Annotated in this window: 11 protein-coding genes; 8 read left to right on the top strand and 3 right to left on the bottom strand. The window is 56.6% G+C overall.

Features of this window, described 5'->3' with window-relative positions; all coding sequences use genetic code 11:
- Nucleotides 1-9: 9 nt before the first annotated feature.
- Together CR155_RS12795 and CR155_RS12790 are read right to left on the bottom strand one after the other, a co-directional pair.
- Nucleotides 10-1,005 (bottom strand): methyltransferase, encoded by a 996-nt coding sequence (locus tag CR155_RS12795; protein ID WP_102070399.1) that lies wholly within the window; start codon nucleotides 1,003-1,005, stop codon nucleotides 10-12.
- Nucleotides 1,006-1,041: 36 nt separating this feature from the next.
- Nucleotides 1,042-2,592: an iron-containing redox enzyme family protein gene (locus tag CR155_RS12790; protein ID WP_233214232.1), complete on the bottom strand. Its 1,551-nt coding sequence runs from the start codon at nucleotides 2,590-2,592 to the stop codon at nucleotides 1,042-1,044.
- A gap of 207 nt (nucleotides 2,593-2,799) precedes the next feature.
- Here CR155_RS12790 and CR155_RS12785 point away from each other — a divergent pair, with 207 nt between their 5' ends.
- Together CR155_RS12785 and CR155_RS12780 are read left to right on the top strand one after the other, a co-directional pair.
- On the top strand, nucleotides 2,800-3,849 hold the full coding sequence (locus tag CR155_RS12785) for an asparaginase (protein ID WP_102070398.1): 1,050 nt from the start codon (nucleotides 2,800-2,802) through the stop codon (nucleotides 3,847-3,849).
- A 196-nt stretch (nucleotides 3,850-4,045) separates the two neighbouring features.
- Nucleotides 4,046-5,164 (top strand): muconate/chloromuconate family cycloisomerase, encoded by a 1,119-nt coding sequence (locus CR155_RS12780; RefSeq protein ID WP_102070397.1) that lies wholly within the window; start codon nucleotides 4,046-4,048, stop codon nucleotides 5,162-5,164.
- A gap of 113 nt (nucleotides 5,165-5,277) precedes the next feature.
- On the opposite strand, the gene CR155_RS12775 is transcribed toward CR155_RS12780, so the two are convergent.
- Nucleotides 5,278-6,228: a Bug family tripartite tricarboxylate transporter substrate binding protein gene (locus CR155_RS12775; RefSeq protein WP_102070454.1), complete on the bottom strand. Its 951-nt coding sequence runs from the start codon at nucleotides 6,226-6,228 to the stop codon at nucleotides 5,278-5,280.
- 194 nt (nucleotides 6,229-6,422) lie between these two features.
- Between CR155_RS12775 and CR155_RS12770 the strand changes: the two genes are divergently transcribed.
- The 6 genes from CR155_RS12770 to CR155_RS12745 all read left to right on the top strand — a co-directional run bounded on the left by CR155_RS12770 (nucleotide 6,423) and on the right by CR155_RS12745 (nucleotide 14,211).
- A complete protein-coding gene (locus CR155_RS12770; protein WP_102070453.1) occupies nucleotides 6,423-7,310 on the top strand; it encodes a LysR family transcriptional regulator in 888 nt (295 codons plus the stop codon).
- Between the two features lie 46 nt (nucleotides 7,311-7,356).
- A complete protein-coding gene (locus tag CR155_RS12765) occupies nucleotides 7,357-8,766 on the top strand; it encodes a 3-deoxy-D-arabino-heptulosonate 7-phosphate synthase (protein WP_102070452.1) in 1,410 nt (469 codons plus the stop codon).
- Between the two features lie 158 nt (nucleotides 8,767-8,924).
- The gene (locus CR155_RS12760) at nucleotides 8,925-10,922 is read left to right on the top strand and encodes a TonB-dependent receptor plug domain-containing protein (RefSeq protein ID WP_233214230.1); all 1,998 of its coding nucleotides are present in this window, start codon (nucleotides 8,925-8,927) and stop codon (nucleotides 10,920-10,922) included.
- Nucleotides 10,923-11,453: a YfiR family protein gene (locus CR155_RS12755; protein WP_102070396.1), complete on the top strand. Its 531-nt coding sequence runs from the start codon at nucleotides 10,923-10,925 to the stop codon at nucleotides 11,451-11,453.
- Entirely contained in the window at nucleotides 11,450-13,360 is a 1,911-nt protein-coding gene (locus tag CR155_RS12750) for a putative bifunctional diguanylate cyclase/phosphodiesterase (RefSeq protein WP_102070395.1), read from the top strand. Before CR155_RS12755 ends, CR155_RS12750 begins: the two co-directional genes overlap by 4 nt.
- 74 nt (nucleotides 13,361-13,434) lie before the next feature.
- Nucleotides 13,435-14,211: a transporter substrate-binding domain-containing protein gene (locus CR155_RS12745; protein WP_102070394.1), complete on the top strand. Its 777-nt coding sequence runs from the start codon at nucleotides 13,435-13,437 to the stop codon at nucleotides 14,209-14,211.
- The last annotated feature ends 6 nt before the right edge of the window (nucleotides 14,212-14,217 follow it).

The raw sequence follows: 14,217 nt of genomic DNA, 5'->3' as shown, positions 1-14,217 counted from the left end.
TATGGGCTGTCAGCCGGGACGGGTCGCAGTCAGCACGACGGCGGCGATGCGTTCTGCGTGTGAATAGGCGGGGTTGGATACAAGTTCTTCGCTGAACACGTCGGGATCGGTTTCTCTGTAGTGCCACTCGAAACCGGCGGCTTGAAGCGTTTTTGTGGCCGCCACCCGAAACGCGTCGACTCCCCGCTCGATGGCTACGCCTGTGTAAAGCAGCAATGTGCCGTGTGGGCTTAAACGCTGCACGGCCACGTCAACGATGGAAAGAGACAGTCCTTCGCCTAACGCACCTCCGCCGTGACGATACGCACGTTGTGCGGGATCAATCATATAGGGCGGGTTGGCAATGATCAGGTCGAACGTGCCGCCGACGGCATCCAGCAAATTGCTGTGCATGGGGTGGACGTTATCCGTGCCGGCCAGCTTGGCGTTGATTCGCGCCAGACGCACGGCCTGGTCGTTGATGTCGATGGCCAGCACCTCCGCGTGCGGATGACGCAAGGCGACGGCGATGGCCCCGGGTCCCGCGCCACAGCCGATATCGGCGACGCGCCGTACAGGTTCAGCCCGAGCCGCCAGATACTGGTCGATGGCGCCCACGAATCGGTACGTGTCAGGACCGAAGAACACGGCGTCGGTATCGTTGGTGGGGTAGGCCGAATGGAAAAACAGCGAGTCATTCAACGTTGAGGCACGGAGCCGGCATCGCCAGCCGTCTCCATGCTCCCTCAGGATGCCGGCCTCGCGCATAAGCGCTACCAGCGCGGCAGGCAGCACATCGGCGTTGAACGGCCGGCTCCAGCCCAGGACATCCTCCACCTGTTGGGCCCATTCGTTGCCAGTACGTTTATTGACCAGGTTATGGGTGGCCGGCGTCACTGCGGTGTAACGGTATCCCCGATCTTTCAATGCCAAGCCCAGGCGCAGCAGGGCGGCATCCTGAATTGATTCGCTCGATGCGGCGGCCTGCGGGTGGCGGTCGGGAAGTACGGTTTCCAAGGCGTTCATAGTCCTAAAGTTCCTGTCATCCCGGTGGGCGCGTCCTCAAGCGTCATGAAGCAGGCGCGTATAGAGGCGGGTTGCCATCAGGCCTGGCGCCGTGTGATGGTGTACCGGGGATAGCAATGGAATAAGCAGGGTCATCGCGCCGTCCTTGCCCGGCGCATTGGCCAGCCTTTGTTCCAGCTGGTGCAGGTCAGCATCGATATCGCTGTGCGAAGGCATGGTTGCATCGGAGTCGCACCAGGCCTTTGGTATGCTGCAGTCGGATCTCAAAGCGGAATTGCGGTAGTGCATGGTGGCTGGACTATCCTGGGTTGCCAGGCGTTGCCGGGCCCTGAAGCTGATGGGGCGTGAACCGGTCCCTCCCGCACTGTCTCCCGCGATCCAGTCGTGGATGACTTGTTTTTCATAGGCGTTAAATACGCCGAACATATGCGCCTGTTCACCCTGGATCAATTTCCAGAATCGGCTGTTTTCGGGATTCTGGTGCCGCTTGATCCACCCGTTTTCTTCCAGGGAAGCAAGAAACATAGGTATTTGCGCGGGTACAGCCAGCCACTCGTTCACCGTTTTACCCGCAATTTTGCAGTAGTCCGAGTGCAGTTGGGCGCCTACCCCGGCTTTCGCGGTCAGGACAGCCACCAGCTCTTCATCCAGGTCGAAGCTGGCGATGACCGAGTTGGTGCTGGCTCCCAGCTCATTGAGCTTGTAGCCGTTGACGACGCGTCGATAGAACTCTTTTTTGTCCGCGACCTGGGGCAGCGCATCGAAGACGGCCTGCACCGCCTGCATGGCGTGACCGGTGCTCGCGTTATCGACCGTGACATGCAGGGTGAAGTAATAGGGATCGATGCCCAGTTCATTCAACTCGTAGGCACTGATCAGCAGATGCAAGGGAAGCTGTTCGTAACCCAGGTTGTAGCCGATGACTTCGGGCAGGAAATGAGCCGTGTGCTGGGCAAGGGCCAACTGAATTGCACCCTGGATGAAATGTGCATCACTTAAGGAATGCCACTGCAGGCAACCGTGAGTGCCCAGCAGCTTTTTATAGAGCACCACGTGGTTTTTATCTGCCGCGCCTTCGCCCAATTCTTCCAGATATGTCTGTATCAGCGGCAAGAAGCGTGGATCGCGCCAATGTTGCAATAAACCGTACAACCACGCTCCATCCACCAGTTTGGTTGGGGCGACGCCCTTCAGGAAATACAGCGCATGCGATTTGTTTGTGAAGTACTGCCGCGTGTCGCCAGCCCTGCGCGCCTTAAGGTATTGGCGATACTGGGTGCCGACCTTTTCGGTGTGGGCAATGCTCCAGGCTTGAAGCTTTTCGGGCCTGTCAGGCAAGTCCGCATCGCAGGCGATGGCCTCCGCCAGCAACTGTGTCAAATACAGGCGTGACCGCGCCACAGCCAAGTCGTCGGGGCGGGCTCCCATTAATCCAAAATATATCTGCTTCGCGTCGAAATGCGGGGTACGGCCATCGGCGACACGACCGGTCGAGGCCAGAGCACCCTTGGCAACATGTTGCTCATAGGGAGTTCGGGCATCATTGTTTCGCAACCGGTCCATAAGACCTTCTTCTGTAAGCACCATGGCTCATCCTTCTACGGTTTAAGACCGGAATGGTAAGTGTGAGGGCTGAAGCAAGTAACATGCCCGGGGCGATTCACTCAGGCGTGAGCCCGGGATGCAGGGGGCTAGACTTGGTTCCCGGGAACGGCGACACTCATCGACGTTGCACCCGTTGCAATAGTTGACGTTACCCAACCTATAAACCGGCTCAAGCCGCAGGAGACCCGCATGATATTCAAGCTATCGTTTTTAAGTTTTTGTTGTATGGTGGCCGCTTCCACTGCGGTGGCACAGGATAAGCCTGTGGTGCAATTTTTCGCGACGGGCGGCACAATCGCAATGAAGATAGACCCTGTCAAGAATGCGCCAGTGCCAGCCATTTCAGGCGAAGATTTGCTCGCCACGGTGCCCGATGTGGCCAAATACGCCACGATCCGCGTGAAAAGCCTTTCGAATGTTCCGTCCGACTACATGGATCCGCCGCGCTGGGTAGAATTGACTAAAGTCGTGCAGCAAGCCCTGGATCAGCCCGACGTGGCCGGTGTGATCGTTTCCCACGGTACCGACACGCTCGAGGAAACCGCATTCTGGCTGGACCTTACCGTCAAGTCCGACAAGCCGGTAACCCTCATCGGAGCGCAGCGTAATGCATCATCTTCCGACTTCGATGGCCCGCGCAACTTGTTGAACGCCGTCAGAATCTCGGTGGATGAAAAATCGAAGAACAAGGGTGTCATGCTGGCCATGAACAATCAGATCAATTCCGCGCGTTATGTCAGGAAAACGCACACGGGAAATGTGGAAACCTTCAATTCAGGTGAATTCGGTTTTCTCGGCGAGGTCTATCCTGACCGGCTCATGTATGCCAACTCGCCATTACGGCGCCAGCACATTGCCCTGAGTACCGACACGATGCCCGCGGTGGAAATATTCCCAATGTACGGCGGTGCTGACGGAGCCGGGCTGCGCAACGCCGTTGACCGCGGAGTCAAAGGTATCGTGGTCCAGGCACTCGGAATGGGCAATATGAATCAGTCCATGTTCGAGGCGGTGAAGTATGCGCTGTCCAAGCAAGTACCTGTCGTCGTTTCCACACGGGTTTACAACGGGCGTGTCCTGCCCAACTACGGATTTGAGGGTGGTGGCAAAACACTTGCCGATGCAGGCGCCGTCATGGCCGATGACCTCAGCCCGCCCAAAGCGCGCATTTTATTGATGCTGGCACTGCAAAGTGGTGTGAGCAGCAAGGCTGATCTCCAGGCGGCGTTCGACAAATAAGCGCCATACGTTTTAATCCAGCGCAGTGGCCGCCCGATACTGCACATCCGTGTGCCCGGCGGCCATGTTGTCGTTACGCTGATGCCTTGCACCGATACCCTGGGGGTATCATTGCCGACCCAATCCATATTAGACCGGTGCACTGCCGAAACCTATACTCGTGAAGTCCGATTAACTTGTGTAGGCCGGAGCCGCAATGCAACCCACCATCGTAGACGTAAGCACCCATATACTCGACATCCCCACCATCAGGCCGCACAAGATGTCGGTTGCGACCATGCAGTGCCAAAGCATGGTTCTGGTCCGGATCAAGACCTCGGATGGCATTGAAGGCATCGGCGAGGCTACGACAATAGGGGGGCTTAATTATGGGGGTGAAAGTCCGGAAAGCATCAAGACCAATATCGACACGTATTTTGCTCCGCTGATCGTGGGTCAGGCTGCTGACAGGCCGGCCGCGTTGCGAGTTCGTATCGACAAGGCCATCAAGGCCAACCATTTCGCCAAGAGCGCGGTCGAATCCGCACTATACGATGCATGTGCCAGGCGGCTCGGCGTTCCGCTGAGTGCGTTGTTTGGCGGCGCCGTGCATGAGGAGATCAGCGTGGCGTGGACTCTTGCCAGTGGCGATACGGAAAAAGACATCGTCGAAGCCCGGCAGATGCTGGATACGCGTCGACACAACATCTTCAAATTGAAGGTAGGCATGCGCGCCTTGAAGGATGACCTGCGCCACATCGCGTCCATCAAGTCTGCGTTGGGCGACGACATAAGCGTGCGTATCGATGTGAACCAGGGATGGTCGGAAACGCAGGCGCTACGCATGCTGCGTCCTCTGGCCGATATAGGCGTTGAACTGGTCGAGCAGCCCATACACGAGAAAAACCTGGCGGGCATGGCGCGTTTGACGGGTTTGGGCATAGTGCCCATCATGGCCGATGAAGCGCTCAAGGGCAGGGAAGATGGCTTCGCGCTGGCCGCGAACCAGTGCGCCGATGTGTTTGCCATCAAAATCGAGCAGGCCGGCGGCCTGCAGCGTGCACGCGATTTGATCGGCATTGCCCAGGCCGCTGATATCGCGCTGTATGGCGGCACGATGCTGGAAGGATCCATTTCCACCCTGGCGGCGGCACATCTGTTTGCCACGGTCGATAAGCTGGAGTGGGGAACCGAAATGTTCGGCCCGCTATTGCTCAAGGACGACATCCTGGTCGAGCCCCTCGATTACAGTGAGTTCACACTGAAGGTGCCCAAAGGTCCCGGGCTCGGCGTGACGCTGGACGAGGACAAGGTTCGGCATTACACCCGCAGGTAGCAAAGCACGCGCGGCGTGAAAAAGCCGGTCTGTTACTGATTGACAGTCCGGCTTCTTTATTGGCAAGATGCCCATCGGCTGAGGGGCAGATTTCCTGGCGCCTGCGCGGGTGCCTAGTTGGGTGAAATACCGGTTTCCTTGATGATTTTTGCCCACTTGGTCGTTTCGTCGGCCAGATAGGTCTTTAGTTCCTCAGGAGTGCTGCCGATTTCCTCTGCGCCTATGCCGGCGAATATCTGTTGCACCTTTTCGGACTTCATGGCTTTGAGCATGGAAGCATTCAGCGTTTTGATGATGTCGGGCGGCGTACCGGCGGGCGCGAACGTGGCAAACCACGGGGTCAGCTCATAGCCCTCCATGCCGCTTTCGGCCACGGTGGGTACATCGGGCAGGGCAGTAGAGCGCTTGGCGGTGGTGATGGCCAGCGCCTTGAGCTTGCCGGAATCGATATGCGGCTTGGCCGATGTGATGCTGTCGAACATATAGTCAACCTGTCCGCCCAGCAAATCGGACACGGCCGGGCCGCTGCCCTTGTAGGGCACATGCAGCATGTCCAGCTTGCCCATATAGGTGAACAGGGCGCCCGCCAGGTGGATGGACGTTCCTACTCCGGCCGATGCATACGTATACTTCCCAGGTTGTGCCTTGGCCTGTGAAATCACGTCCTGCAATGAGTTCACGTCCTTGCGGGTCGACTGGGTAACCAGGATATTGGGCACGGCGGCCAGCAGCGATATGGGTTCGAAACCTGCGACGGGATCGTATTGCAGCGTTTTGTACAGCGACGGATTCACGGCCATGCCGTTGGCAACGATCATGATCGTATAGCCGTCAGGCTTGGCCTTCGCCACATACGCGGCGCCTATATTTCCGCCCGCACCCGGTTTGTTCTCGACCACGATGCTTTGGCCAAGATCTTTGCTCATCGTCTCGCCGACCACACGCGCAATGGCGTCCATGGCGCCACCCGGAGGGAAGGGTACGATCCAGTTGATGCTGCGTTCGGGGTAGGTCTGCGCCTGGGCTGTTGTGGCGCCGAGCGTCAGCACTGACGCGGCGGCCATTGAAAGCACCGTCCTTGCGATCCCGGCGAAGGCACCGCGCCGGTTCTGTGAATAAAAGCGGGTCGTTTCCAAAGTCATCTCCTTTTAGTATAGGTACGTCGTCATGGAGGACGGGTATGGTTCGATTATCCTGGTTGTGGCAGAGGCATGTCTAAGACTATATTTGTCGCCAACAATACTTTTTGGGTATCAAAGTGGAACTCCGTCAGATACGGTATTTTCGACAGGTTGCGACCGAGCTCAGCTTTACCCGGGCGGCTCGTATGCTGCATATGGCGCAGCCTCCCTTGAGTCGCCAGATCAAGTTGCTCGAAGAGGAGCTCGGTGTAGACCTTTTCGAACGGATAGGTCGTGGCATTCGGCTGACCGATGCAGGCAGGTATTTCTTGGATCAGACTGAAAATTTGACCCGCAAACTGGAGGAAGTTGTCAAGGCGACACAGCGTATCGGACATAAAGACAAACGCTGGTTCGGCCTTGGCTTCGTGCCGTCCACACTCTATGGCTTCATGCCGCAGTTCATCGCAAGGCTGCGCGCGCTCGACACTCAGGTTGACATCGGCCTTATCGAGATGACGACTCTGCAACAGTTCGATGCCTTGAAAACGGGGCGTATCGATGTGGGCATCGGCCGCATCCTGTTGCACGACGATGAAGTCGAACGGCTTGTTCTTCGCGATGAACGTATCGTCGTGGCGCTGCCCGTACATCACAGCTTGGCAAAGCATAAGAAGCTGACCCTGGAAGATGTGGTGCCGCAACCGCTGATTCTTTATCCCGCCCGGCCGCGCCCAAGCTATGCCGACCATGTTTGTGATCTGTTCAGGGTCAAGGGATATACACCGGATGTGATCCAGGAAGTGAACGAGCTGCAAACCGCCATCGGACTGGTCGCCGCCGGGGTGGGCGTCGCGCTGGTGCCTGAGTCGGTACGTGGCCTGCTCCGCGCCGATGTGGCTTATGTCGACCTGGACGAGCCGGGGTTCACCTCGCCCGTCATGCTCAGCTGGCGCAAGAATGATGACTCCGTGTTCTTGAAGCAGGTCGTTGATCTGGCACGCACGATGGCATCGGGAAAGTAGTGGATGTTGCTCCTTTATGGCCGCTAAGCTGCGCGTGGACTGCCTCATGAATTCTGTTGATCGTTCGAATTCACCGTCATTGAAATCGTCGGCATTGCTGGACCAGATGTTGCGCGTCGTCGCTCGTCGTTACTGTCTGCCGGCGTTGGCAGCCCCATTACTGCCAGTACAGGATGCAAGTCCCGCCACGGCCCTAGCCTTGTCGATTGAGCTGGCACGCCAGGCAATCGTTCGAGGCGAAGTGCCAGACACAGGACTGAAACTTCGCTTCATCGAAGCGCTTGCGAGCATGATTCGTGACGCAATGCGTGAAGACTCGGGCGATTCTGGTTTTCAGGCTATGGTGTTGCGACATCGGGTGGCGACAGTGCGCGAATACGCGTCGCTGTCCGCGCACGCCGATCAGGATCGCCGCTTGGTCCGCAGCATTGTCGATGCTGTCGCCCATCCGGCTAAACAGCAGCGTATCCCGCCAGGTGGACAGCGTGAGGCCCTGGCACAATTACATGATTTCTCGGCCTCCGCGACATGGTCGGCTCTCGGCGACAAAGCGCAATGTCTACTTGCGATGCCTGCGGTCGCTGATGGCGATTCGTCCTTGAAGTACGATCTGGACCGATTGCTGGTGAGTCCGGCCTTGGGGCGATTGCGGCGTCTCGAAGTCTTGGCATCGGACAGGCATGTGCTCCGCTATCAATCGCTCTGGGACAGGAATGGTCCGCGCATGGGAAGTCCTGGTGCGATCGCCCAAGGTTCGATATCGAAACAGCGTGGTGTCGCTGTAGAGGCATCCGCAATACATGCACTCGACGTGCTGGCCCGACGCCTCAACGCCGAAGAGGGTGGTGTGACGGCATACCGTGTGGTAAGTTCGATGCGCGTGCCAGCCTCGATTCCTGCCACTCGCGACCGCGCCAAGAGTGAGTGGGACGCCGTGTTGCTAAGGCGTGCAAAGATGGCTGGCGAAAAATCGGAATGGGATGTCTGTTTGCTGGTAGAAGCCAAGGCTTCTGTCGATGCCGCAACAAGCGACCTGCCGCGCTTGCTGCGCGGCTTGCGTCTGCTTGCGCACGCTGAAGAAGACGCCGTTTATACGTTCAAGACGAGGCAGGGAGCGGTGCACTTGCGCGGAAGTTCGTTAAGAAAGCTTCCGACCGATGAGGCGAGCTTGGCGACGGCAGTTCTTTATTGCTGCGATGCACCAGCAGAAATGACATCGCGGTTGCTCAGTGCCGCCAGCCGGATGCAGCTTTTGACCGCGCCAGCCAGCATCGAATTTGCATGTGCCTTGGCGCAGAATGAGCATGTGAGTACGCAAGGCCTGCAGATCGTCTGGCTTGAGCTACTGGAATCAACCCGGTGGGGCGCTGTGCTAAATCAATATCCGATGCTGCGTCGCGTGCGTGAATTGATGGTCCACCCAGAGGATTTGGTGGTCACTGCAAAATTATCCTGATAGCGCCCTGGGCATTCGCGCCTTCTGAATAGCCGGTTGTAGCTCAAGTTTCCGAGAATCATGCCGTTAACCATACGGTATAGGGTTTCATGGCCCTGATGACTTTCCTCTCCTTGCTGATCCCAATGAATTTGACTTCCAAGCTTGGAAACCGACGCATGCTTTGTGCGTTTGTTATAGCAAGCACCTTCCACCTGCCTGTCGGATATGCCGGCGGTACATCCTCCGCACACAAGACGAGTACGGCTGCAGGTTTGGCGTCGATGTCGCTGGAAGACTTGTTAAGGATGCGTGTCGTCACTACGGCGTCCCGGATTCCACAGCGCGTGTCCGATGCCCCGTCTGCCGTGGTTGTGCTGACAGCGGCCGATATCCAAACGTATGGATGGGACACACTGGGCGATGCGCTGGCGACGCTGCCCGGTCTTTATACTACCTACGACAGAAGCTATGCCTATCTTGGATCCCGCGGATTTCTCCGTGTTGGCGATTATGGCAGCCGCTTCCTGCTTCTTATAGACGGCCACCGGGCGAATGATCCCATTTACGATCAGGCGGCGATAGGCTCCGAATTCATGCTCGACATGGATTTGATCGAGCGCATCGAGTATTCACCAGGCCCCGGGTCGGCCGTGTACGGGGCAAATGCCCTGTTCGGTACGATCAACGTCATTACAAAGAAAGGGCGTGATTTCGACGGTGTGGAAGCGGCAGCATCCGTGGGCAGTTTCGGGAATAAAAAAGCCCGTATCACCTATGGGCGACAGGGAAAAGGCCGCAATGATTTCCTGATTTCAGCTACGACCCACGAGCGAAGTGGGCGCGATCTGTACTTCAGCGATTTTGACACGCCTGATCAGAATTACGGGATCGCCAACGGCCTCGACTACGAGCGCGGACTGAAGTTGTTGCTTAAGGGCACGTATGAGGACTTCAGCTTTTCGCTATCACACGCCACGCGAAAGAAGGGTGTGCCAACCGCCGCGTACGACACTGTTTTCAACGAACCCTATTTCACCGAAGACAAGCAGACACTGGCTAGCGTGAAGTATTCCCGGGCGCTCACAAGCTCTGTCGCCATTGATGGGCATGTATTCGCCGGTCGGTATGACTACAAGGCCGAGTCCGTGCCTGCGTGGTCCGCGCCGCAAAAAAATACCGACGGGTCGCGCGCGAACTGGTATGGACTCGATCTGCACGCTACTCTGACGAATTTTGATCGTCACAAAATTGTCGTCGGAACGCATGTTCAGCATGATGCGAGAAAGGATCAGTACAACTACAGTATTGAACCATATTGGTCTGAACTCGACGACCATCGCACAGGCAGCCAAGCCGGATTTTACGTGGAAGACGAGATCACCTTGCCGTACAACTTCTTGCTGAACGCTGGCGTACGTTATGACATGCTTTCCGACGGCAAACATAGCGTGAGTCCTCGAATCGCATTGATCCATAAGCTGAACCGGACCACAACAATCAAGGCGATCTACGGCACGGCGTTTCGCTCCCCCAATGCCTACGAGACGTATTATGCCTATTCCGGTGAGGGTGGCCAGGAGCCTAACCCCGATCTCCAGCCTGAACGCATCACCACGCATCAACTCGTACTGGATCAGGCACTAGGCAATGCGACACATGCAACATTGTCAATCTTTCAATACAAGATCGATGATCTCATTTCGATGACAGTGAATCCCGAGACTGGTCTTTACGTGCACAAGAACATGGACCGGGCCGACGGACGTGGTGCAGAGCTCAACATCGAGCACAAATGGCGTGAAGGCGCGCAGCTAAGGGCCAGTTATTCGTGGCAACTCGCTCGCGACGGCATGACAAATGCGGTGCTCGACAACTCGCCCCGATCCATGGCCAAGCTTAATGTGGCAATTCCACTGTTCGATAATGCGGTCCGGCTTGGAACGGAGATCCGCTACATCAGTGCTCGCCGGACAGCGATGGACAACGTCCCCAGCTACTATGTCGCCAATTTGACGGTCAATCTACCGAAGCTTATTGCGCACGGAAATATCTCGTTCAGCGCCTATAACTTGTTCAATAGGCGCTACGCAGATCCGGCTGGTCCAGGACTGGTTCAGGACTCCATCCGCCAGGATGGCCGGACGTTTTTGTTGAAATTTACCTATGAGCTGTAGATGATTGCACCATGCTTGAAGGGCCTCTTGAGCCTGACCCTGTCGGCGTTCCTTGGCGGCGTGCAGCCGGCATTCGCCCAAGTGGATGAGAATGCCTTGAAGGCAGCATTCATCTACAACTTCGCGATGTTTACGACCTGGAAGGCTCACCCGTCCGAAGGTCCCGTGTTCAATGTCTGTGTCGGCGATGATAGTCCACTGAGAAGTGCGCTGGGCGAGCTCTCCGGCAGGCCGGTGGATAATCGATCATGGACGGTACGTACGATGCCGCCCGTATCGAACGCATCGATCTGCCAGATCGTTGTGTACGACCCGCAGAACGGCGGCCTCGCCAACGAGATCGCCGCCGCCGTGTACGGAAACTCGGTATTGCTTGTGACCGACGGTGGCGAAGCCCGGAAGAATCACGCGGTCATCACGCTCACGCTTGAAAAAGACCTATTGCATTTCGACGTCGATCTGGGTGCGGCTAAAGAGCGAGGGGTATCGCTAAGTTCCAATCTATTGAGGTTGGCCCGAAGCGTCTTATGAAACCTGACCCGTTGACCGCCAGGCCCAGGGGTTTTGGACGCGCATTGACTCTGGGCCATTTCATTGTGGCCGCGAGTGCGCTTTGTCTGATGGGTATGTTTTTATTGACATATCAGTTCCTGACATCGCGGGATGCGTTGACGCATGACGTGGAAACGCTGGCGGTGATTATCAGTAAAAATAGCGCGGCATCCTTGATGTTCAACGATTCCCAGACTGCCGAGGAGATCCTCCACTCTTTTCAGGGGGCACCTTATTTGGAGTCAGCTGTCATCTTCAATCTGGATCGCAAGCCGTTTGCGCGGTATTCGAAGGACGCGGATAAGCCGGTATTACGGCCGGAGACGTTGACCGCCATCAAGACCACCCAGCTCGGCCTGGCCACGGTCAATGTCATGCGGCCTATTTTATTCAAGGATCAGCTGCATGGCTATGTCGCGTTGACGGCGACGATGACGCAGCTGTACGAAAAGCTTTTTGTTTACGCGTTTTTCTATTTGGCCGCCTCGATCGTGGCTATTGGTCTGTCGCTGCCTATTGTGAGTCGTCTGCGCAGGCAGATCATTAAGGCCGAAGAGCGCCTGGACTTTTATGCGTTTACGGATCCTGTTACTGGTCTGCCCAACCGCCGCGCCTTCCAGGCGAAATTGCTCGAGGCCGGCGAGCATGCGGAATCGACCGGCTCGTTGCTTGGCGTCTTGTTGCTGGATCTCGATGATTTCAAATCGGTCAACGACACGCTCGGACACTCCGTTGGCGATCAGCTGTTGCAGTCATTGGCGCAGCGCCTGCGCGATTCCGTAAAAAGCGCCGGCGTCGTGTATCGCGTGGGTGGCGACGAGTTCGGCGTTATCCTTTATCCGCTTAAAGACACCGGCATCGTTCGCTACGCGGCCAAGAGAATCCTGGCGGCCATTGCGGCACCCTGCGATCTGGCTGGCCGCCAGGTGTTCAGCACAGTGAGCATCGGGGCGAGCATTTTTCCGACAGATACGACTGACCTGACGCTATTAGTCAGCAATGCGGATATGGCGATGTATGCGGCCAAGAAGTCGGGTAAAAATGCTTTTCTTGCATTCGACAGCCAAATGTTTTTGATGAGCAAGAACCGGCTTGAGCTCGAGCGCGACATCCGCCGGGGCGTGGAGAATTCCGAGTTTGTCGTCTACTATCAGACGCAATTCTCCGCGAAATCGAATGCGCTCGTCGGCGTGGAGGCCTTGTTGCGATGGATGCCGCCGGATGGGAGCGTCATCGGACCAAGCGAGTTCATTCCCGTCGCCGAATCCACCGGTCTGATCGTCGACCTGGGCAGGTGGGTTCTTTTTCAGGCATGTACCCATGCGCGATCGTGGGCTGATCAGGGCCTTGGTCATATAAGGGTATCGGTCAACGTTTCAGCTCGCCAGTTGCGCGATCCCGGGCTTTTGAAGGACGTGATCCGGACCTTGGCCGAGACGGGTTTGCCGCCTTCGCTGCTTGAACTCGAACTGACGGAAAGCCTGCTGATGGACGACGTTGAACAGGCGATTGTGTTTATGCGCGCCGCTCAGGAGCATGGCATCCAGATATCCATTGACGATTTCGGCACAGGCTTTTCTTCCCTGGCATATTTGCAGAAGTTCCCGCTCAACCGCCTGAAGATTGATCGAAGTTTTATCACTCGTTTACCCGGATCGGGCGACACTATCGTCACGGCCATTATTGGACTCGCGCACAGCTTTGGCCTGGAGGTCGTCGCCGAAGGCGTTGAAACGGAATCCCAACTTGAATGGCTGCAAATCGCCGGTTGCGACATTATCCAGGGGTATCTGTTGGGGCGTCCTGTCAGTGAAGAACAGGTCCGGCAAGTATTGGCGAAGAGAAGCGGGCTGAAAATCAGTCGTTTTTTCCGCCAGGAGGTATAGTGCCATAGCGCTACGGTGCGCCAGAAAAGCCACGCCTGTTTTCAATTCAAAATGACATTCATAGAGGAGTTCTCATGAGACATATTTCGCGCTATTTCTTAGGTCTTGCCATGGCCATGACGCTTGTTTTGGCCGCGCAAGCCGGTCCTCGTTTGGACCGCATCATGGAAAACAAAGTGATCCGGGTTGGCACCCCTGGCGACTACAGGCCTTTTGCCATCAAATCAGATAAAGGCGGCTACGAAGGCCACGACATTGATGTGATGGAAGCCATGGCGAAAGGCCTGGGGGTAAAGGTTGAGTATGTGCCAACTTCCTGGCCCAATTTAATGAACGATCTGCTGGCGGACAAGTTTGATGTCGCTGTGGGAGGAATCACCCGTAATGTCGCCCGTATCAGCAAAGCAGCCATGCTGCCGGGCTACGCCTCATTCGGTAAGGTCGCCCTGGTCCGCAAAGATGAAGCGTCCAAATATAAATCGGTCGACGATCTGAATCAGGCTTCGGTTCGTGTCATCAAAAACCCGGGTGGCACCAATGAAATTTTCGTGCAAGAAAACTTGAAACAAGCTCATGTCAGCACTCACGGGAAAAATGCGGAGATCCCGGCGCTGATCGCCGAAGGCAAAGGCGATGTCATGATCACCGAGACATACGAAGCGTTGCATTACAGCAAGGCAGATCCCCGTCTTGCGGCCATATTCATCGATGCGCCTTTGACACCCAAGAGTCAGCTCGGTTTCATGCTGCCTGTTGACGACGCCGACTACGTGCGTGTCATGGAGTTTGCCTGGGATCTCGTTGACGAACGCGACACGCTGGACCAGGCGGAAGATCGCTGGCTGAAATAAACCGAA

This window comes from Pollutimonas nitritireducens, assembly GCF_002849615.1.
Classification (GTDB): domain Bacteria; phylum Pseudomonadota; class Gammaproteobacteria; order Burkholderiales; family Burkholderiaceae_B; genus Pollutimonas; species Pollutimonas nitritireducens.
Note: the sequence above shows the minus strand (reverse complement) of the source record. Positions and strands in the feature narration are given on the sequence as shown.